The sequence below is a fragment of the Streptomyces sp. DS1-CR2 genome, assembly GCF_055760475.1.
Map to the genome: position 1 here is coordinate 1873278 of NZ_CM147085.1, position 20551 is coordinate 1893828.

The 20551-nt window shown below is 70.7% G+C and carries 17 protein-coding genes, 2 pseudogenes and 1 riboswitch; of the genes and pseudogenes, 4 read left to right on the forward strand and 15 right to left on the reverse strand.

The genetic code is table 11. The features are described 5' to 3' along the window. Positions 1-18: 18 nt before the first annotated feature. The 4 genes from ACY0PA_RS09335 to ACY0PA_RS09350 all read right to left on the reverse strand — a co-directional run bounded on the left by ACY0PA_RS09335 (position 19) and on the right by ACY0PA_RS09350 (position 4423). Positions 19-1371, reverse strand: coding sequence for a bifunctional 3,4-dihydroxy-2-butanone-4-phosphate synthase/GTP cyclohydrolase II (locus tag ACY0PA_RS09335; RefSeq protein WP_473084208.1), 1353 nt, complete (start codon positions 1369-1371; stop codon positions 19-21). Beyond that, positions 1368-2012: a nicotinamide mononucleotide transporter family protein gene (locus tag ACY0PA_RS09340; protein WP_326778742.1), complete on the reverse strand. Its 645-nt coding sequence runs from the start codon at positions 2010-2012 to the stop codon at positions 1368-1370. Before ACY0PA_RS09340 ends, ACY0PA_RS09335 begins: the two co-directional genes overlap by 4 nt. 2 nt (positions 2013-2014) lie before the next feature. Next, positions 2015-2623, reverse strand: a complete 609-nt coding sequence (locus ACY0PA_RS09345; RefSeq protein WP_473084209.1) for a riboflavin synthase — start codon at positions 2621-2623, stop codon at positions 2015-2017. Between the two features lie 303 nt (positions 2624-2926). Further along, a riboswitch (FMN riboswitch) is annotated at positions 2927-3057 on the reverse strand. Positions 3058-3232: 175 nt separating this feature from the next. After that, positions 3233-4423, reverse strand: a complete 1191-nt coding sequence (locus ACY0PA_RS09350; protein ID WP_473084210.1) for an ROK family transcriptional regulator — start codon at positions 4421-4423, stop codon at positions 3233-3235. Positions 4424-4564: 141 nt separating this feature from the next. Between ACY0PA_RS09350 and ACY0PA_RS09355 the strand changes: the two genes are divergently transcribed. Beyond that, entirely contained in the window at positions 4565-5800 is a 1236-nt protein-coding gene (locus tag ACY0PA_RS09355) for an MFS transporter (RefSeq protein ID WP_473084211.1), read from the forward strand. On the opposite strand, the gene ACY0PA_RS09360 is transcribed toward ACY0PA_RS09355, so the two are convergent. From ACY0PA_RS09360 to ACY0PA_RS09370, 3 genes and pseudogenes are all read right to left on the reverse strand, one after another. Then, positions 5797-7035: an RNA-guided endonuclease InsQ/TnpB family protein gene (locus ACY0PA_RS09360; RefSeq protein ID WP_473084212.1), complete on the reverse strand. Its 1239-nt coding sequence runs from the start codon at positions 7033-7035 to the stop codon at positions 5797-5799. The two genes, ACY0PA_RS09355 and ACY0PA_RS09360, sit on opposite strands and share 4 nt — an antisense overlap. A 126-nt stretch (positions 7036-7161) precedes the next feature. Further along, a pseudogene (locus ACY0PA_RS09365) lies at positions 7162-7538 on the reverse strand (acyl-CoA thioesterase). 98 nt (positions 7539-7636) lie between these two features. Further along, on the reverse strand, positions 7637-8917 hold the full coding sequence (locus ACY0PA_RS09370) for an alginate lyase family protein (protein ID WP_473084213.1): 1281 nt from the start codon (positions 8915-8917) through the stop codon (positions 7637-7639). 204 nt (positions 8918-9121) lie between these two features. Between ACY0PA_RS09370 and ACY0PA_RS09375 the strand changes: the two genes are divergently transcribed. Then, positions 9122-10531 (forward strand): uracil-xanthine permease family protein, encoded by a 1410-nt coding sequence (locus ACY0PA_RS09375; protein WP_473084214.1) that lies wholly within the window; start codon positions 9122-9124, stop codon positions 10529-10531. Here ACY0PA_RS09375 and ACY0PA_RS09380 read toward each other — a convergent pair. Further along, positions 10513-10857: pseudogene (locus ACY0PA_RS09380) on the reverse strand (glycoside hydrolase family 6 protein); the annotation flags it as partial. The gene ACY0PA_RS09375 and the pseudogene ACY0PA_RS09380 sit on opposite strands and share 19 nt — an antisense overlap. A gap of 362 nt (positions 10858-11219) precedes the next feature. Here ACY0PA_RS09380 and ACY0PA_RS09385 point away from each other — a divergent pair. Next, positions 11220-11924 carry a DUF5995 family protein gene (locus ACY0PA_RS09385; RefSeq protein ID WP_473084215.1) on the forward strand — a complete coding sequence of 235 codons (705 nt, stop codon included), beginning with the start codon at positions 11220-11222 and terminating at the stop codon, positions 11922-11924. Positions 11925-12028: 104 nt separating this feature from the next. Further along, a complete protein-coding gene (locus ACY0PA_RS09390; protein WP_473084216.1) occupies positions 12029-12958 on the forward strand; it encodes an LLM class F420-dependent oxidoreductase in 930 nt (309 codons plus the stop codon). A 42-nt stretch (positions 12959-13000) separates the two neighbouring features. Here the strand turns inward: ACY0PA_RS09390 and ACY0PA_RS09395 are convergent, their stop codons facing one another. The 7 genes from ACY0PA_RS09395 to ACY0PA_RS09425 form a co-directional block, all read right to left on the reverse strand. After that, positions 13001-14704, reverse strand: a complete 1704-nt coding sequence (locus ACY0PA_RS09395; RefSeq protein ID WP_473084217.1) for a flavin monoamine oxidase family protein — start codon at positions 14702-14704, stop codon at positions 13001-13003. A 59-nt stretch (positions 14705-14763) separates the two neighbouring features. Next, positions 14764-15552, reverse strand: coding sequence for a carbon-nitrogen hydrolase family protein (locus ACY0PA_RS09400; protein WP_473086278.1), 789 nt, complete (start codon positions 15550-15552; stop codon positions 14764-14766). A 273-nt stretch (positions 15553-15825) separates the two neighbouring features. Continuing rightward, a complete protein-coding gene (locus tag ACY0PA_RS09405; RefSeq protein WP_473084218.1) occupies positions 15826-16278 on the reverse strand; it encodes an Lrp/AsnC family transcriptional regulator in 453 nt (150 codons plus the stop codon). Between the two features lie 10 nt (positions 16279-16288). After that, on the reverse strand, positions 16289-17761 hold the full coding sequence (locus tag ACY0PA_RS09410; RefSeq protein ID WP_473084219.1) for an amino acid permease: 1473 nt from the start codon (positions 17759-17761) through the stop codon (positions 16289-16291). 383 nt (positions 17762-18144) lie between these two features. Further along, positions 18145-19587: a GuaB1 family IMP dehydrogenase-related protein gene (locus ACY0PA_RS09415; RefSeq protein ID WP_473084220.1), complete on the reverse strand. Its 1443-nt coding sequence runs from the start codon at positions 19585-19587 to the stop codon at positions 18145-18147. Positions 19588-19696: 109 nt separating this feature from the next. Continuing rightward, on the reverse strand, positions 19697-20056 hold the full coding sequence (locus tag ACY0PA_RS09420; protein WP_100597436.1) for a barstar family protein: 360 nt from the start codon (positions 20054-20056) through the stop codon (positions 19697-19699). Beyond that, a complete protein-coding gene (locus ACY0PA_RS09425; protein ID WP_473086279.1) occupies positions 20053-20481 on the reverse strand; it encodes a guanyl-specific ribonuclease in 429 nt (142 codons plus the stop codon). Before ACY0PA_RS09425 ends, ACY0PA_RS09420 begins: the two co-directional genes overlap by 4 nt. Positions 20482-20551: the final 70 nt, after the last annotated feature.

The following is a 20551-nucleotide window of genomic DNA, read 5'->3' on the forward strand; positions in this document are numbered from 1 at the left end:
GTCTGAAAGGGGTACGGGCTACTGGTTCGCGCAGGTCGTGGACGCGGGGGCGTCCAGCCAGGGCAGGTCGTGGCCCATCCGGTCCCGCTTGGTGCGCAGGTAACGGAGGTTGTGCTCGCCCGCTTGGACCGGCATGGACTCGCGGACGACGACCTTGAGGCCGTGCCGCACGAGCGCGTCGGTCTTGTCGGGGTTGTTGGTCAGCAGGCGCAGGCCGCGCACGCCGAGGTCCTCGAGGATCTGGGCGCCCGCCGCGTAGTCCCGCGAGTCGGCCGGCAGGCCGAGTTCCAGATTGGCGTCCAGCGTGTCGCGGCCGCGCTCCTGAAGCTCGTAGGCGCGCAGCTTGGAGAGCAGGCCGATGCCGCGCCCCTCGTGGCCGCGCAGGTAGACGACGATGCCGCGCCCCTCCTCGGTGATGCGCCGCATGGACTCCTCCAGCTGGGGGCCGCAGTCGCAGCGCAGCGAGTGGAAGACGTCGCCGGTGAGGCACTCGGAGTGGACCCGGACGAGAACGTCCTCGCCGTCGCCGATCTCGCCGTGGACGAGGGCGACATGCTCGACGCCGTCGACCGTGGAGCGGTAGCCGTACGCGGTGAAGTCGCCGAAGGCGGTGGGGAGATTGACCTCGGCCTCGCGGCGGACCGTCGGCTCACAGGAGCGGCGGTAGGCGATCAGGTCCTCGATGGAGATGATCGTCAGACCGTGCTTGCGGGCGAACGGGATGAGCTCGGGCAGGCGCAGCATCGTGCCGTCCTCGCCCGCGATCTCGACGATCGCTCCGGCGGGGCGCAGGCCCGCGAGCCGGGCGAGGTCGACGGCTGCCTCGGTGTGGCCGTTCCTGACCAGGACGCCGCCCGCCTTGGCGCGCAGCGGGAAGATGTGGCCCGGCCGTACGAAGTCGCCGGCCTCTGCGGTGCCGCCGGCCAGGAGCTGGAGCGTGGTGGCGCGGTCGGCGGCGGAGATGCCGGTGGTCACGCCGTGCGCGGGGCCCGCGTCGACGGAGACCGTGAAGGCCGTGCGCATCGACTCGGTGTTGTTCTCGACCATCTGCGGCAGCTGGAGGCGCTCCAGCTCGTCGTTCTCCATGGGAGCGCAGATCAGGCCGCGGCACTCGCTCATCATGAAGGCGACGATCTCGGGGGTGGCCTTCTCGGCCGCGATGACGAGGTCTCCCTCGTTCTCGCGGTCCTCGTCGTCGACGACCACGACGGGCCGGCCGTTCGCGATGTCGCGGATCGCCTGCTCGACGGGGTCGAGCGACAGGTCCGAGATGTCCTCGTCGTGCGAGGTGCTGTACCAGACGCTGGTGCCTGAAGGGGCGGCGCGCAGCGCCTCGTTGAGGGCGGTGGTGGGAGACGGGTGGGGGGTCATGCCGGTGCTCCTTCCAGGGCGGGCTGCGAGGCCGAGCGGGACCGCAACCACCAATCGCGCATGCCCCACAGGACGAGCGCGCCGTAGATCACATAGACGAAACCGGAAAAGGCGAATCCGTTGGCGAAGTTCAGCGGTACGCCCACCAGGTCGACGAGCAGCCAGGCGAACCAGAACTCGACCATGCCGCGCGCCTGTGCGTACATGGCGACGATCGTGCCGACGAATATGTACGCGTCCGGCCAGGGGTCCCACGACAGCGTGGGGAATGCGGTGAACAGGCCGCCGACCGCCAGGGTGCCGAGTGCGGCGGCGCCCAGCAGGTAGCCGCGCTCGCGCCAGGTGGCGAACCGGACGGCGAGGGAGCCGTCCTGGGCCTGCCCCTTGCCGCGGTTCCACTGCCACCAGCCCCACGCGGCGACGACGATGACCACGAGCTGCTTGCCCGCGCTGCCCGAGAGGTGGGCGGTCGCGAAGGCCGTGAGGAGGATGAGACCGGAGACGAGCTGCGCGGGCCAGGTCCAGATCGAGCGGCGCCAGCCGAGCGCGAGGGCGACCAGACCGACGGTGTTGCCGATCATGTCGGACCACATGATGTGCTGGCCGAAGAGCGTGAACGCCTCGGAGTTCAGCCAGTTCAGGCTCACTTGGTCGCCTCCTGGGCACGGTCGCCGAGCAGCCGCTCGACGTACTTGGCGATGACGTCGACCTCGAGGTTGACCGGGTCGCCGGCCTGCTTGAGGCCGAGCGTGGTCAGGGCGAGGGTGGTGGGGATGAGGCTGATGGTGAAGTAGTCGGGGCCCGCGTCGACGACCGTGAGGCTCACTCCGTCGACGGTGATGGAGCCCTTCTCGACGACGTAGCGCGCGAGGTGCGCCGGGAGCGAGACCTTGACGATCTCCCAGTTCTCCGACGGCTTGCGCTCGATGATGCTGCCCGTGCCGTCGACGTGGCCCTGCACGATGTGTCCGCCCAGGCGGGCGCCGACGGCGGTGGGGCGCTCCAGGTTGACCCGGGAGCCGACCGCGAGGGCGCCGAGGCTGGAGCGGTCGAGGGTCTCCGCCATGACGTCGGCGGTGAACTCGTCGCCCTCGTGCTCCACGACCGTCAGACAGACGCCGTTGACGGCGATGGAGTCGCCGTGCCGGGCCCCTTCGGTGACAACGGGGCCACGCAGCCTGAAGCGGGAGGCGTCGCCGAGTTCCTCGACGGCAGTGATCTCGCCCAGCTCTTCGACGATTCCGGTGAACACTTCAGTGCTCCTTCGCTGCAGGGGCCGCGGGGCCGACAAGGGTGGCGGTGAGGCGCAACGCCTCAGGGCCGGCGGGGATTCCTGAAGGAGCGAAGGACGCGTGCGGGCGCACGGCTGCTCGCCGGGCGGGCACTGCGGAAGTGGGGGCCACCGGGTCCTCCTGCCTCTTCGGGCACGGACTCCGGGGCACTGTCGCGATACGGCGACAGAACGTACGGGTGAGGACACCGAGGCCGACGCCGAATGAGACCTGCCCCTGAGGACACGTCGAAACAGACGGCGGCGCGCACGAATGCCCGCCCGCCGCGCACTGCCTCCCATCCGGACTTTAACCGTCGGTCCAGGAATTTCACCTGGTCAACCGGCCGCTGGAAGCGACCGGGTCGCGGACTGTAACCGCCGGTTCGGACTTTCACCGACCCCGGAGTGCGCTGCTTCTGGTACAGGGCCAGTGTGCCACGTCCCCACGTGGGCCAAACGGGTGATCGGCTGTGGGCTGGCTCACAGGCCGTGTGCGTGGACTCGCGCAGCGTTCCGGGCATTCCCCTCTACGTTCGAGGAGTTCCTCGCGCGGCGGTTCCCCGCGAGCCGACCCGGGTGCGCGCGGACTCAGCGGTCCGTCGGCGCGAAGAGGTCGTCCTGCGCCCCGTCCCGCGCCATGAGCAGCGCTCCGCGCAGCACCGCGGCGCCGCCGAGAGCGCCGGCCCGCACCTCGGTGGGCAGGGGGGACATGGCGGCGAGGCGGGTGGCGACCAGGGTCGCGAGGCGGTCACCTCCAGCGCGGCCGACCTCACCGCCCAGGACGAGGCAGCCGGGGTCGAGGACGGCGACGACGGAGGCGGCGCCAAGGACGAGCCGGTCGGCGAGTGCGTCGAGGAAGCGGGCGGCGGGAGTCCCGGGCTCCGCCCCTGCCGCTTCGCGCACGAGCGCCGCGGCGGCCGGCTCCCCCGCTGCGGCCGTCGGGCCCGCCAGGCCGTGCGCACGGGCGAGTTCGGCGATGGCGGCGGATCCGGCCAGCGAGTGGAAGCCTCCGTCGCACCCGGTCGCGGACGGGAGTCCGGACGTCCCAGGCACGGGCAGGAAGCCGATCTCGCCGGTGCCACCGGAGGCCCCCCGGCGCAGGACGCCGTCGAGGACGACCGCGGCGCCGATGCCGTGGCCGAACCAGAGCAGGGCGAACGTGTCGCGGTCGCGGGCAGCGCCGTCGCGCTGTTCGGCGAGGGCGGCGAGGTTGGTCTCGTTCTCGACCAGGACGCGGGCGGGCAGGCGTTCATGGAGGGCGGCGACGAGGCGACGGTGCCACTCGGGCAGGCCCGACGAGTCGCGCAGTTCGCCGGTGACCGGGTCGATGAGACCGGGCGCGCCGATTCCCATGGTGTGCAGGCGTTCGGCGCCCGCCTCCTTCGCGGTGCGCTCGACCAGGGCGACGGCCCGTTCGACGGCGGGTCCCGTGCCCTCTTCGCCGTCGATGGGCGCCGACGCCTCGGCGAGGACCGTGCCCACCAGGTCGGCGACGGTGAGGGTGACGCCCTCGGTGCGGACGTCGAGCGCGGCGAGATGGGCGAGCCCGGAGACGATCCCGTGGAGCTTGGCGTTGGGGCCACGGCGCTGGGCGCCGGCTTCCCCGACGACCTCGATCAGGCCCTGGGCCGTGAGCCGCTCGACGAGGTCGGCGACGGAGGGCCGGGACAGGCCGGTGAGCTCCTTCAACTGCCCGGCGGTCAGGGGTCCTTCGCTCTGGAGGAGGCGCAGTGCGAGCCGGTCGTTGATGGCCCTGGCGGTACTCGGTGATGCGGGCATGGCGCGGATCCTTCCAGATCGCCTTCACTGCCGGGACCGGGGCCGTACGGGGAGACCGCTGGGAAACCGACTATTTATCAGGCAGGGTTCCTGATAGTTTACGCCAGCAGCCTGGGGACGGTATCGGGAGGGGCACGCCGGATGAGTGAAGTCGGTTACGGGGCAAGGGAGTTGAAGCGCGCCCGCTATGCGGTCGCGGCCGTCTTCTGCGTCCATGGAGCGGTCACCGGGTCCTTCGCGACCCGGGTGCCCTGGATCCAGGAGCACGCGGGGGTCAGCGCGGGCCAGCTGGGACTCGCGCTCGCCTTCCCCGCGCTCGGCGCCTCGGTGGCGATGCCGCTCGCGGGCTGGGTGAGTCACCGGTTCGGCGCGCGCACGGCGCTGCGCGGCCTGCTCGCCCTGTGGACGCTCGCGCTGATCCTGCCCTCACTCGCGCCGAATCTGCTCGTGCTGTGCGTGGCCCTCTTCGCCTTCGGCGCGTCGGCGGGCATGTCGGACGTGGCGATGAACGCGCTGGGCGTCGAGGTCGAGAACCGCCTCGACCAGTCGATCATGTCCAGCCTGCACGGCATGTGGAGCGTGGGAGCCCTCATCGGTTCGGCGGCCGGCACGCTGGCCGCGCACCTCGGCTCCGACGCGCGTCTGCACCACCTGCTCGCCGCGGCGGCCCTGACGGTCGTTGGCTTCATCGCGTGCGCAGGTGTGCTGGACCTGCGCCCCACGGAGGACGAGGAGCCGCCGCCGCGCTTCGCGCTGCCGCCCAGGTCGGCGCTGCTGATCGGCGCGGTCGGCTTCTGCGCCGTCTTCGCCGAGGGGGCGAGCCTGGACTGGTCGGCGGTCTATCTGCGGGACGTCCTGGACACGTCCGCCGGACTCGCGGCCGCGTGCACCACCGCGTTCACGCTCACGATGGCCGTGGCGCGGCTCGCCGGCGACAGGATCGTGGACCGGTTCGGCCCGGTGCGCACCGTGCGGGTCGGCGGGGTGGGCGCCGCGCTCGGCGGACTGCTCGTCGTGGTGGCGCCGAACCCGGCGGTCGCGATGGCCGGATTCGGCCTGATGGGCCTCGGGATCGCGGTCGTCGTGCCGCTCGCCTTCGCGGCGGCGGGTCGCAGCGGGCCGAATCCGAGCCAGGCCATCGCCGGTGTCGCCACCATCACGTACACCTCGGGCCTCATCGCCCCTTCCGCGATCGGGACGGTCGCCGACGCGACGAGCCTGGTGGTGTCGTTCGGTCTGGTGACATTCCTGGCGTGCGGGCTCGCGGTGTTCGCGGGGGTGCTGCGCACGGGGGACCGCACGCGGACGAAGCAGGCCGACGTCAGCCCTGCGGGCGCAGGAGCTCACGGCCAAGGGTCGTCAACGACCCGGGACTAAAGTCCCGGGCTTGCACAACGGGCGCCACTGGCTGTGGTGCTGGGTTTGCGTCCTGTCCCACGCCCGGGTTTCAGGGGTGGGTCTGGGGCGGTTGACTGCGCCCCGCGTCGCCACAACTCTTCCGCACGGTGGCGGATGTTGCGGGAGCCGTTCCAGTCCGCGTGTGCAACGACACCGCAGGACCGGCATGCGAAACGGGCCTGACTGGCCCGGTTCGCCTTGTCTATGTGCCCGCATTCGGCGCAGGTGCGGGAGGTGTACGCCGGATTGACGTGCACCACCGGCACTCCTGCCTTGCGGGCCTTGTACGCGATGAAATCTCCGAGCTGGGCAAAAGCCCAGGAGGAGTGGGTAGCCCGTTGGGGCTTGCGAAGCCGTACCCGTGCGCGGATGCCGGTGAGGTCTTCCAGGGCGATTCCGCGACCGGTGCGTTCTGCCTCGGCCACCACATGTTTCGCGATCTTGTGGTTGATGTCCCGCACCCGCCGCGCCTGCTTACGGCGCCGCTTCTTCAGGCGACGTTTGGCCGACGGGGTGTTCTTACGCTGGAGTTTCGTCCGCAGGGTGCGCTCGCGCAGGCGCCCACGGTTCAGCTGGCGTCCGGCCATGATCTGACCGTCCGAGGTGGTCGCGATGTTCACGATCCCCAGATCGACCCCCAGGAACTGGGTGACGCTGGTGTTGAGTTCGGTCTCGGGGACCTCGCAGGTGGCACTCAGGAACCACATGCCGTCGCGGAACAGCAGGTCGGACTCGCCCTTGCGATAAAGAGCCAGGCGGGCCAAATGCTCGGGCGACGCGGTGAACGCCACTTCCTTCATCCGGCCCGACAGGGTCCAGATCGACACGGTGCGCTGCGTGTACTGCCAGGACAGCATCCGGTCGTCGTAGGGCTGAGCGCCCTCGGGCCGGAAGGCGATCGGTTTTTCGGTGGCCCGCCGGTAGCGCTTGGAGGAGGGCTTGCCGAGGTTTCCTGCCTTCAGGTTCGCCTTGAGCGTGGTGTAGGCGTCGCAGGTCTTCTTGATGACGTGCTGGGCGGCCTGAGCTCCGAGCCCCCACCGGTCCTTGACCTGTCCGTAGGTGTGCTCACGCAGCGCGAAGTTGCGCTTGATGTTCTTCTCGAACGCCACGGACGGCACCCAGGTCGCGGCCTCGTTGCAGGCATGCAGGGTTTCCTCAAGTGCCGCCGCCTGCGCGGGCGTCGGCAGGAGCTTCACCTGCACGGTCAACTTCACAACCGCGACGCTACCTGCCGCCCGACGTACCGGCATTCGAACAACGCACATTCCTCACCGGGCACTTCGGCCCGGTTTCTTGCGGACGCTCCGCGCCCGTTGCCGCGGCGATGCTCCGCATCGCCATCACCGGATGCGATTCCTCCCGGGGGTGAAGTGAACCCCCGAGGTTCCTCGCAAGAGCACGCTGAACATCTCGCTCCAGGGGGCGGGGCGCAGGGTGGCCGGGTCCAGGCGGACGAGCACGCGGGTGCCGTGGGCGTAGGTCGTCCCCCCGTCCGCCGAGCAGAAGCGGAAGCGTTGCAGAAGTCGCCGGCCGCCACCCAGTCGCCCTCGAAGACGAGGCCGCGCTCCGCCCAAAGCGCGGTCCAGGCGCGCTCGACCATCACCGGGTAGCGGGCGTTGTGGAGCAGGCCGAGCGCGTCGAGGTCGTCGAAGTGGACGGCGACGGGGACGAGCTGACCGTGGGACTGGGCGGGGCGGGCGAGGGCTTCGGCGGTCACGGGCGGGGCTCCTGATGCGGTACGTACAAGAGCCCCATCGTACGACTTTTGACTAAGCAAACGCTCAGCAGGCCAGGTCGGGGCGCGACGCGCCCCGTTCAGCCCGCGATCGAGTCGAGCTGCTCGGCCGCCGGGCGCAGCGCCCACAGGTCCCCGCCGGGCGGCGTCTCCAGGTTCGGGACCGCCCGTTTCGCCTCCGCGCTCCCGGCGTCGGCGGCCGCGTGCACGACGTCGCTCGCCGCGAACCGGTGGAACTCCAGCTCGGGGTGCGGCCACGCCGTCGCCCCGGTGGCCGCGGGCAGCAGATAGTCGACGGCCTTGAACAGGCTCTGCCCGTCCGGGCCCCGGTACGACCACAGGTCCACGCCCACATGCCGCCCGACCGCGGCGAGCCGGGTGTAGGCGACCAGGTCGAAGGTCGAGTAGTGCCAGCTGCGGGTCCTGGCGAGCTCCTGCGGCTGGCTGCCGTCGACCGCGATCTGCGGGGCGATGCGCTTGGTGCGCGCGTCGAGGACGGTCCGGCGGGCGAGAGCGGTGTCGCCGGTCGCGTAGGCGAGGGCGGCGACCTGGAGGTCGTAGAACGTGCCGTGGTTGTTCTCGGCGGCGCCCTCCTGCTTGCCGAAGTCGCTGTTCACGAGCCAGCCGAGGAAGTCCTTGTTCCACTCCCCCATCGCGGAGCGGTCGCCCTTCGACCAGCCGGGGGCGCCGGCGCCGAGGAGCGCGACGGCGTCGGTGACGCTGGTGTACGACTGGGAGAAGTCGATGATGCCGATGGCCCGGCCGTCGTACTTGCAGGGGACGAACTGGGCGTGGTCCAGGTTCGGGTTCATGCGGGTCGCCGGATCGAGGAACCAGGTGCGCAGGACGGTGGCGGCCTTCTCCGCGTACTCCTTGCGGCCCGTGTAATACCAGGCCAGGGCGAGGTCGTACGTCGAGTCGAAGACCTTCTCCACGTCCTGGCGGTCGGTACCGGTGTCGACCTCGGGGTTGCGCTGCCCGTCGCGCTGGACGTAGGGGCAGCCCCAGGGGTTGTCGGCGGTCGGTGTCTGTGAGGGCCACCAGTAGGGGGCCTGGCTCAGGTAGTCGTGGACGTCGCCGCCTGGCGCGGGCTTCGGCTTGTCGACGACGGTCCAGGGGCCCTGGCCCAGCCAGGTGTCGGCGCGGGCCGTCAAGTCCCCTGCCGCGCGCTTGAGTTGCGGGTCGCCGAGGTCGAGGCGCTGCTTGGTCCGCAGCAGGCGCTCACCGTCGAGGACGGCCGTACGCGGAGCGCTCACGCCGGCCGTCGCGGACTGGGCCGGCGCGGGGACGGCGACGACGGCGGCGAGGGCGGCCGCCGCGGTGAGCAGGGCACCGAGACGCACACGGGATCGGGCACGCATCACAACTCCCATCACATGTCTGAACAACGTTCATGGATCGAGCCGTGCGAGCGTAGGGCGCCGAGGTGGGCGTGACAATGCCTCCAGCAGGGATTCATGGATGAGATCGGGGCCGCGGGGCGTGGCGCGAAAGCGGCCTTACGGCGCATTAACATGGCGGCGATCATTTCGGGCCACAAAAGCACCACAGAAAGCAGAACTCACATGGACCTCGGTGTGCGCTGGAAACTTCACGGCGACGGGCGCACCCCGGCTCCGGGCGACGTCGTGCGCCCGGACGAACGGCTCACCTGGCCGCGCACCCTCGGGCTCGGCGCCCAGCACGTCGTCGCGATGTTCGGCGCGTCCTTCGTGGCGCCCGTCCTGATGGGTCTCGACCCGAACCTCGCGATCATGATGTCCGGCGTCTCGACCGTGATCTTCCTGCTCGCCACCCGTGGCCGCGTGCCCAGCTATCTCGGCTGCTCACTCTCCTTCGTCGGCGTCGCCGCGGTGATCCGGGCACAGGGCGGGACCAGCGCCACGGTGACCGGAGCGGTCTTCGTGGTCGGCGCCGCGCTGTTCCTGGTGGGGCTCGCCGTGCAGAAGTTCGGCGCGCGGATCATCCACGCCGTCATGCCGCCGGTCGTCACCGGTGCGGTCGTCATGCTGATCGGCTTCAACCTCGCGCCGGTGACGGCGTCGACGTACTGGCCTCAGGACCAGTGGACCGCGCTCCTCGTGATGCTGTTCACCGGATTGGCCGTGGTGTGCCTGCGCGGTTTCTGGTCCCGCATCGCGATCTTCCTCGGGCTGCTCTTCGGCTACGGCATCTCCTGGGTGTTCGACCGGATCTTCGACCGGATCCACTCCGTGTCCGGCGGCGCCGAGGCCGTCGACCACTGGCGCCTCGACCTGTCCGGCGTCGGCAAGGCCGAATGGATCGGCCTGCCCTCCTTCCACGCCCCGTCGTTCCAGTGGTCGGCGATCCTCGTCGCGCTGCCCGTCGTGATCGCGCTGATCGCCGAGAACGCCGGACACGTCAAGGCCGTCGGCGAGATGACCGGCGCCAACCTCGACGACAAGCTCGGCACCGCGATCTCCGCCGACGGCGTCGGCTCCATGCTCTCCACCGCGGTCGGCGGCCCGCCCAACACCACGTACTCCGAGAACATCGGCGTGATGGCCGCGACCCGCGTCTACTCGACCGCCGCGTACTGGGCGGCCGCCGGTTTCGCCCTGCTCTTCGGCGTGTGCCCGAAGTTCGGCGCGATCGTGGCCGCCATCCCGGGCGGCGTCCTCGGCGGCATCACCGTGATCCTTTACGGCATGATCGGCCTGCTCGGCGCGCAGATCTGGCTGAACGCCGGGGTGGACCTGCGCAATCCCCTGAATCTGGTGCCAGCCGCGGCGGGCATCATCATCGGCATCGGCAACGTCTCCCTGAAGTTCACCGACAACTTCTCGCTGAGCGGCATCGCCCTCGGCACGCTCGTCGTCATCACCGGCTACCACGCGCTGCGCGCCATGGCTCCCGCGCATCTCAAGACGCAGGAGCCGCTGCTCGACGAGGGGACCTCTTCGTACGACGATGCGGCCGACGATGCTGTTGGCGGTCAGTCCGCCAAGTCGTAGGCGTAGTCGGGGGCGAACGATCCCGGCTCGCCCTCGCAGCCGTCCGACTCCCCCGGCAGCTTCACCCACAAGTAGGCGTCGATTCCGGGCTCCCCGGTGCGCAGGGTCGGCGCCTGCCCCAGTTTGCGGCCCGAGGGGTCGCACCACGCGCCGTTCGCCGGGGCGCCGTTGCCGTTGCGGCTGGTGTCGATCACGGCGCCCAGGGACGGCGGACCGCCCATCGCCGCCAGGACGCGGCGCGCGTAGGCCACCTCGGCGGAGGTGTGGTTGAAGTTGGAGACATTGGTGAAGACGCCGTCGGACGATGCGGGCGACGCGGCGCCCGCCGGGGCGAAGGGCCGGGCGAGGCCGAGGCGGATGTCGCGGTGGGAACGGCGGGCAGCGGAAGCAGGTCGGGCGACCGCGTCACCCGGGGCCGCGCCATATCGCCGCCCTCGGACCCGTCGAGCGCCGACACCATCCCGGCGACCGTGCCGGCCGCGGCGACCAACGACGCGGCCGCCGCCATGGCCCCCCGGCGGGCCGCGCCCCTGCGCTCGGCGCGACGCTCGGCCGGTCGCTGCGCACGTAAGCCTGACACGCTGTTCTCCCCTTCCCCCCACGCACGGTGTCCGGCCCGTTCCCTCGTTCTGGGGACGCCCCCGGCCAGGCGGCACGCGCGCCAGCCTAGGCTTGAGAACCTGCCCCCATGGCGCAGTTGGAACGGTTCGCGAAGTGCACGCCCGCCGCGCGCGGGGTCGACTCCGTAGTGGCCCGGATGCGTGAGCTGGCCGCGTCCTGGCCCGCCTGCGACGGCGTGGCCGTCTTCAACCGGGTCTATCTGTCCGTCACGGAAGAGGTCGACCGGCACATCGACGGCGGCCGGTTCGCCGACGCCGAAGCCGCGACCACGCTGGACGTTCGCTTCGCCGGGCGCTATCTGGCGGCCGTCGAGTCCCGCTCCGCCGACCACCGTCCGCCCGCCTGCTGGCGCCCGCTGCTCCAGTACCGCCGCCATCCGGGCGTACACCCCCTGCAGTTCGCGCTCGCGGGCATCAATGCGCACATCGGCCACGATCTGGCGCTCGCCGTCGTGGACACCTGCCGTACGCTCGGCTGCGAACCGGTCGACGTGGAGGATGAGTTCGACCGCGTGGGCGATCTCCTCGTCTCGCTGGAGGAGCGCATCCGCGAAGATCTGATGCCGGGCCCCGATCTGCTCCAGATCGCCGATCCCCTCACCCATCTGCTCGGCTCCTGGACTCTGGAGCGGGCCAGGGACGGCGCCTGGGCCGCGGCCCGCGCCCTGTGGGTGCTGCGTGAATTCCCGGACGTCACCGAGGAGTTCGTCCGGCGCCTCGACACCTCGGTTGGGCTGGTCGGCCGCATGATGCTCACCCCTGTGCCGAACTGATCCGGCCACGCACCCGCCTTCGCCGCGGAACTCCCTCGTGATCGCTGTACGTTGACGAGGAGTTACGCGAGCGATCCCAGATGCGAACGCGAAGGAGCACCGGCATGGCGACCCGACTCGGCCTCAGCCTCCCTCAGATGAAGCAGTACGACATCGGGCGCGACATCCCGGCGGTCGCCCGCGCCGCCGAGCAGATCGGTTACGAGAGCCTGTGGGTCTTCGAGCGGATCCTGTTCCCCGAGCCCGCACGCCAGGGCCTGTACGGGGTCCCGGGCCTCCCCTGGCCGGACCAGTACCGCTCGGTCGCCGACCCGCTGGTCTCGCTCACCCTGGCCGCCGCCGTCACCGAGCGGGCCAGGCTCGGCACGAGCGTGCTGATCGGCCCTCTGCACGTGCCGTTCCAACTGGCGCGCGCCCTCGCCTCGTTGGACGCGGCGAGCGGTGGCCGCGTCGTCGCGGGCATCGGCACTGGGTGGTCCCACGACGAATACGCGGCCTCTTCCGTGGCCCCGTTCGAGAAGCGCGGCCAGGTCCTGGACGAGCTGCTCGACGTGTGCCGGGCCGTGTGGGGCCCCGACCCGGTGAGTTACGAGGGCGAGCTGACGACGATCGCGCCGTCCGTGGTGGGGCCGAAGCCCGCCGGGCCGATCCCGGTGCTCCTGCCGGCGAACAGCCCGAAGGCCGCGCGCAGGCTCGTGGACCGCGCGGACGGCTGGATGCCGGGGGCCGCGGGCGCCGAGCAGCTCGCCGAGCAGTGGCGGAATCTGCAGGAACTGGCCGAGGAGCGCGGCCGCAAGGAGCCGATCCAGAGCGTGCTGCGGGTGAACACGTTCTACACGCGGGACGAGTACAAGGGCGACGACCGCCGCCCCTTCCAGGGCAGCGTCGCGCAGATCGTCGAGGACCTGGTCGCGCACAGCGCGGTGGGCCTCGAGGAGATGCTGATCGACCTCCAGGGCCTTGTCCGTGACGCGGACGAGCTGACGGATGTCGCGGCCGAGGTGTACACGGCGGCGCGCGAGGCCGGGGTCTGAGCGGTGCGGGCCCCCGGCGTCTGCCGGGGGCCCGCACGCCCGTCAGTCCTCGGGCAGCTCGACCGGAGCGATCTCGTCGTACACGTCGCCGGGGCCGGGGTTCGTGCCGTCCGTCGCGCCGCCGAGCTGGTGCATCACGCCCCAGACTGCGTTGAGCGCGGTCTGGACGGCGCCCTCGGCCCAGCCCGCCGTCCAGGAGATGTCGTCGCCCGCGAGGAAGATGCCCCGCTTGTCCTCGGGGAGGCGGTCCTGCATGAAGTGCGTGAACAGGCGGCGCTGGTAGCGGTAGTGGCCCGGCAGGTTCGCCTTGAACGCGCCCATGAAGTAGGGCTCGTTCTCCCAGGACACGGTCACCGGGTTGCCGATGATGTGCTTCCTGATGTCGACCTTCGGGTAGATCTCGCCGAGCGACTTGAGCATGACCTCCATGCGCTCGTTCGCCGACAGGGGCAGCCACTTCAGGCTGTCGTCGCACCACGTGTACGACAGGCAGATGGTGGCCGGCTTGTCCGGGCCGTCGTCCAGCAGGTAGGTGCCGCGCGTCATGCGGTCGGTGAGCGTCATCGACATGACGTCCCGGCCGGTGACCTCGTCCTTGTCCAGCCAGAACGGCCGGTCGACCGGCACGAAGAGCTTCGAGCTCTCCATGTAGTGGGTGCGCTCGATCGCCGTCCAGTGGTCGATCGGGAACAGCGAGTCGTCGCACGCGACCTTGGACAGCAGCATCCAGGACTGGGCGGTGAAGATCGCCGCCTGGTAGGTGCGGATGTCACCGGACGCGTCGGTGACCGTGATGTGGTTGCCCGCGGTGCGGTGCAGCCGGGTCACGGCCGGGCGCGGCTTCCCGCTGTCGTGCAGCTCGGCGAGCGAGGTGCCGTACGCCCAGTGGACGATCTTCTCCGGCTCGCGCTCCCACAGGCGCAGCGGGAGCTGCTGGGAACCGCCGACGATGCCGCGGTGGTGGTCGTCGGCCTCGGTGTAGACGACGCGCAGGATCTCCAGGATGGAGTTCGGGAAGTCGGTGTCCCAGCCGCCGGTGCCGAAGCCGACCTGCCCGAAGATCTCCCGGTGCCGGAAGGACTTGAAGGACTCGGAGTCGCAGAGGAACCCGTAGAACGTCTGGTTGTCGAGCTTGTCGACGAGCTTCGACCAGATCTCGCGGATGCGCGGCACGTCGCGCTCCCGCATGGCCCGGTTCATGTCGGAGAAGTCGGCGCCCTCTTCGAGGCAGGCGTTCCACGCGTTCATGACGTCGCGGTAGACCTGCGGCAGGTCGTCGACGGTGTTCGCGTAGTGGGACTCGCCCTTGAGGTCGACGACGGTCGACGGGGTCTCGGGGGCGAGCGGGTTGGGGAAGGGCCGCGTCTCGAGGCCCACCAGGTCGATGTAGTGCTGGAGCGCCGTCGACGACGGCGGGAACCGCATCGCGCCCATCTCCGCGGTCAGCCCGGCGGCCTCGGAGGGGGTGCCCTCGAAGCCGACGGTGCGCAGCCGGCCGCCGATCTCGTCCGCCTCGTACACGACGGGCTTGAGGCCCATCTTCATCAGCTCGTACGCGGCGACGATGCCGGAGAGGCCGCCCCCGATGACCGCGACCTCGGTGCCGTGCGCGGTCGCCGGTATCTGGCCGAGGCCCGCGGGGTGCGCGAGGAAGTCGTCGTACGCGTACGGGAAGTCCGGCCCGAACATCGTGATGGGGGGCTGCGCGTCAGTGTGCTGGACGGCGTTGGGCACCGTGGACGTCATGGGGTACGGACTCCTTGCGGGAACTGAGGTACTGAAGGTTCGGGGCGGCGGCTCGGGGCTCAGATCAGCGGCGTGTACAGGCCCGGGCGGCGGTCGCTGAGGTACGGGTTGGCGTCGCGGGACGCGGCCAGGAAGGCGGGGTCCACGTCGGCACAGATCAGCTCGTCATCGCGGCCGGCGCGCGCCCTGGCGACACCGTCGGGGCCGGCGAGCGTGGAGAGCCCGACGAACTCGAACTCCCCTTCCTGGCCGACCCGGTTGACGTACGCGACGTACATCTGGTTCTCGAAGGCCCGCACGGGGACGACGGACTCGGCGACGAACTGGTACGGGTGCATCTGGGCCGTCGGTACGAGGAGCAGGTCGGTGCCGGCGAGGGCGTGCGCGCGCACGTTCTCCGGGAACTCGACGTCGTAACAGATCATGAGGCCGATGCGGACACCGTCGAGGTCGGCCTGGACGACGGCCTGGTCGCCGGGCGTGAAGGCGTCGCGCTCGAAGCAGCCGAAGAGGTGCGTCTTGCGGTAGTTCGCGAGGCGGGTGCCGTCGGGGGCGATCAGCTGGGCCGAGTTGAACACCCGCTCCCCGTCGCGCTCCGGGTAGCCGTAGGCCACGGCGACGCCGTGCCGGGTCGCGATCTTGGCGATGGCCTGCGCGCAGGGCCCGTCGGCGGGCTCGGCGAGGCGGGCCACGTCGTCGCCGATCGCGTACCCGGTCAGGAACATCTCGGGGGCCGCCAGGAGCCGGGCTCCGGTCGCGGCGGCGCGGCCCGCGGCGCCGTCGAGCACCTTGAGGTTCTCGTCGACGGACCCGGGGCGGCCGGAGCTCTGGAGCAGGGCGGTACGCAGCGGCGGCATGGGCGTCCTAGGGAGCGTGCGAAAGGGGGGAGGAGGAACGGATAAGACGCTACGTTTCCCCGCGCCGGCGGGACAAGACGGGACTGTTGCGTCTTCCGTTACGATCCGTTGCGCCTCAAGGGCCGCCGACGGCGATTTGTTGCGCGCCCGGGTGAGCTCGCGGTCGCAGTCCGTACGAGGTGGCCCCACTTTCGCCTTCAGCCACCGTCCCGGCGGCTTCCAGGAGCTGCCGTTGCACCCGGTGCGCCCCCACGAAGTGAGGTGTTACGCGGGCGAGCCCGACGTGTAGCGCCGCATCAGCGGCGACAGGACGAGCACCGACTTGGTCCGCTCCACGAACGGTTCCCCCGCGATGCGTTCCAGGACCCGCTCGAAGTGCCGCATGTCCGAGGCGAAGATCTGGACGATCGCGTCCGCGTCACCGGTGACGGTGGACGCGGACGCGACCTCGGGGTACCGCTCGAGGCCGCGTTTGATGGCCTCGGGCGAGGTGTTGCGGCGGCAGTACATCTCGATGAACCCCTCGGTCTCCCAGCCGAGCGCGGCCGGGTCGACCCTCACCGTGAAACCCGTGATGGCTCCGGTCGCCCGCAGCCGGTCCACGCGCCGCTTGACGGCGGGCGCGGACAGGCCGACGACCTGACCGATGTCGGCGTAGGAGCGACGGGCGTCCTCGGCGAGGGCGTGCACGATACGTTCGTCGAGATCGTTCAGCAAGGCAGGTGGTTCACTTCTCTTGGGCAGGCGCGGAGGCGAGTCGGGAGCGACGGGCCCCGTAAAGGAAGTAGAACACGAGGCCGACGGCCATCCACACGCCGAAGACCACCCAGGTGACGGTGGACAGGCTGCCCATCATCCAGACGCAGAACCCGAAGCCGAGCGCCGGCAGGATCGGCGAGAGCGGCACACGGAAGGTGCGCTTCATGTCGGGGCGCGTGCGGCGCAGGACCACGACCGCGATGTTGACCAGGGCGAACGCGAAGAGCGTGCCGATGCTGGTCGCGTCGGCGAGCTGGCCGAGCGGGATCGCGGCGGCGAGGACACCGCAGAACAGCGAGACGATCACCGTGTTGGCGCGCGGTGTGCCGGTCTTCGGGTGGACCTTCGAGAACACCTTGGGCACGAGGCCGTCGCGGGACATCGCGAACAGGATGCGGGTCTGGCCGTAGAGCACGGTCAGGACGACGGACGCGATGGCGATCACGGCGCCGGCGGCGAGCAGCGTCGCCCAGAACGACTGCCCGGTGACGTCCTTCATGATTCCGGCCAGGGCCGCCTCGGAGTCGTTGAACTGCTTCCAGGGGCGCGCGCCGACGGCGACGGCGGCGACGAGGACGTACAGCGCGGTGACGATCACGAGGGAGAGCATGATGGCGCGCGGCAGATCGCGCTGCGGGTTCTTGGCCTCCTCGCCGGCCGTGGAGGCGGCGTCGAAGCCGATGTACGAGAAGAACAGCGTCGCGCCGGCCGCGCTCACTCCGGCCATGCCGAGCGGCATGAAGTGCTCGTAGTTGCCGGACTGGAAGCCCTTGATGCCGATGGCGCAGAACAGCAGCAGCGCCACGATCTTGACGGCGACCATGATCGTGTTGGCGCGGGCGGACTCACGGGCGCCGCCGAGCAGGAACGCCATCGCGAGGAGCACGACGATCAGCGCCGGCAGGTTGAAGATGCCGCCGTCTCCAGGGGGCGCGGACAGGGCGTCGGGGATCGTGACGCCGATCGTGCCGTCCAGGAGCTCGTTCAGGTACTCGCCCCAGCCGACGGCGACGGCCGCGACCGACACGCCGTACTCGAGGACCAGACACCAGCCGCAGATCCAGGCGATCAGCTCACCCATCGTTGCGTACGCATACGAGTAGGAGGAGCCCGCGACCGGTATGGTCCCGGCCAGTTCGGCGTACGAGAGCGCCGAGAAGAGGGCCGTGAGACCGGCGATCACGAACGACAGGGTGACCGCGGGGCCCGCCTTGGGGACGGCCTCGCCGAGCACCACGAAGATGCCGGTACCGAGCGTGGCGCCGATGCTGATCATGGTCAGCTGCCACATGCCGAGCGAGCGGCGCAGACTGCCGCCTTCACCCTGGCCACCCTCCGTGACCAGGGCTTCCACCGGCTTGCGCCGCATCAGCCTGGCGCCGAGGCCCGGGGTGGGGGTCTCGGTTGTTCGGGTGCGCGGTGGTGCGCCGTGGTCGAGCACGGGCTGGCTCCTTCATCGCTGCCGGTCAGGTGGGCGCGCACCGGGACAACAAGCAACGACAGCCCGCACAGACCGGGGACCGCCGAGCAGGCCGTCCCCGCCACGCCACGTACAGCGGTTGACTCTAAAGGGTTTCTCTTCCCAGCTGTAATGCAGCAACCTTGCGTATGCGCGCACGAACGTTGCGTGCTGCGCGCGGGTGCGGACGAACGTTGCGCGGTCCGTTTCGTCCGTTGCGTTCCGGCTCCCGGGAAACTTCCGGAAAAGGCGAAACCCCGCGCCCCAAAAGGGGCGCGGGGTTTCGTCGATATCCAGGTCGATATCCGGCTCCGCCGCGCGAGCACGAACAGCCGCACGACCCGCAGGCAGCGAGCGGCCGGACCTTAGCTCCAGCTGGCGTGCAGCGGCTTGCCCTCCGCGTATCCGGCGGCGGACTGGATGCCGACGACGGCCTTCTCCTCGAACTCCGCGAGGGAGTTGGCACCCGCGTAGGTGCAGGAGGAGCGGACGCCCGCGATGACCGAGTCGATCAGGTCCTCGACGCCCGGACGCTGCGGATCGAGGAACATGCGCGAGGTGGAGATGCCCTCCTCGAACAACGCCTTGCGGGCACGGTCGTACGCGGACTCCTCGGAGGTCCGGTTCCTGACGGCGCGGGCCGAGGCCATGCCGAAGGACTCCTTGTAGGCGCGCCCCTGGGCATCGTGCTGGAGGTCGCCCGGGGACTCGTACGTACCCGCGAACCAGGAGCCGATCATGACGTTCGACGCGCCGGCGGCGAGCGCCATGGCGACGTCGCGCGGGTGACGGACGCCGCCGTCGGCCCACACGTGCTTGCCGTACTGCTTCGCCTCGGCGGCGCACTCCAGGACGGCGGAGAACTGCGGCCGGCCGACGCCGGTCATCATGCGCGTGGTGCACATGGCGCCGGGGCCCACGCCGACCTTGATGATGTCGGCGCCGGCCTCGATGAGGTCCTTGACGCCCTCGGCGGCGACGATGTTGCCCGCGACGATGGGCACCTGGGGGTCGAGGCCGCGGACGGCCTTGATCGCGGAGATCATCGACTCCTGGTGGCCGTGCGCGGTGTCGACCACGATGGTGTCCGCGCCGGCGTCGAGGAGCAGCTTGGCCTTGCCCGCGACGTCGCCGTTGATGCCGACGGCGGCGGCGATGCGGAGCTTGCCGTTCGCGTCGGTGGCCGGGGTGTACAGCGTCGCGCGCAGGGCGCCCGTACGGGTCAGGATGCCCGCCAGGCGGCCGTCCTTGCCCACGGCGGGGGCGTAGCGGCGGTTGGCTTGGTCCAGCTTGTTGAAGGCGTCGCGCGGGTCGATGTCGGCGTCCAGGAGGAGCAGGTCCGTGGACATGACCTCGATCAGCTGCGTGAACCGGTCGACGCCGGTCAGGTCGGCGTCCGTGACGACGCCGACGGGCCGCTGCTCCTCGTCCACGACGACACCGGCGTTGTGCGCGCGCTTGGGCAGCAGCGCGAGCGCGTCGGCGACGGTCTGGTGCGGGGCGAGGACGATGGGGGTGTCGAGGACCAGGTGGCGGGTCTTCACCCAGGAGATGACCTCGGTGACTACCTCGATCGGGATGTCCTGCGGGATGACGACGAGGCCCCCGCGGCGGGCGACGGTCTCGGCCATGCGGCGCCCGGCGATCGCGGTCATGTTGGCGACGACCAGCGGAATCGTGGTGCCGGTGCCGTCGGGGGACGCGAGGTCCACCGCCTGACGGGAACCCACGGCGCTGCGGCTCGGCACCATGAAGACGTCGTCGTAGGTCAGGTCGTACGCAGGCTGGATGTCGTTGAGGAAACGCACGTGCTGCTCATCCCAGTCGATCAGAGGTGGCCCCCGGGCAGGTCAGCCCGTGGGGGAAAAGCACGTACTTCAGTGTCCCATGCCGCCGCTACCCCATGCCCACGGACGATTACACAGGCGGTCGGGAGGGGGCGTGGTCGGATCCTCCAAGGGTCAGGGCGATCACGAGCCTCGGATTCCGGCCACGCCTGCGGTCGACCGCGTCCGTGAACACATCGAGCGCGGTCTCCCAGTCCTCGGGCCTGGCACTGGCGTAGGCCCGCCAGCCCACGACGGACAGGAGAAGCGCCTGGTCGCTGCCGTCGGGCCAGAAGGAGACATCGGTCAGGACGTCGAACAGCGCGTCCCAGTTGCGGCCGAACCAGTCCGGCAGCTCCAGGTCGCGCACGCACCGGTCCATGAAACCGGCCTTGTCCTTGACGCCTTCGAGGTCGAGGACACGGATCCTGTCGGGAGGACCTCCGGTCATCTCAGCACCGCCTTGAACGACTCGTAGTGGTCATCGGTGTAGTACGTCTCGTGGCTCTGCCCCGTGACGATGCGCCGGGCGCCGCGGTCCGGCTCGCCGGGGGTGGGGACGGTGTACTCGTGGTAGTAGCCGCGGCTCTGCCGGGGCAGCTCCCGCTCGAAGTTCGCGAAGACGGCACCGTCCTTGGCGTACGGGAACGGCCCGCCCTTGTCGATGAGGCCGAGGGTCGTACGGGCCTGTGCGGGGAGCCGGGATTCGGGGACCGTGGCCATGCCCCGCGCCCAGGCGGGCGTGGAGCGGCCCGGGGCGGCCCGTGTGTCCTGTTGCGTGTCCTGTGCGGAGCACCCGGTGACCAGCAGGGCGAGGGCGACGAGCAGCGCCCCCGGGAGGAGAGCGGGGAGGCGGGTGAGAAGCCGCGGCAGCATGCCGCCGATGCTGCCACAGCCGCCTCCGGTGAGCGCGGTACGCGACGTGAGCACCGCGCGATCCCAGCAT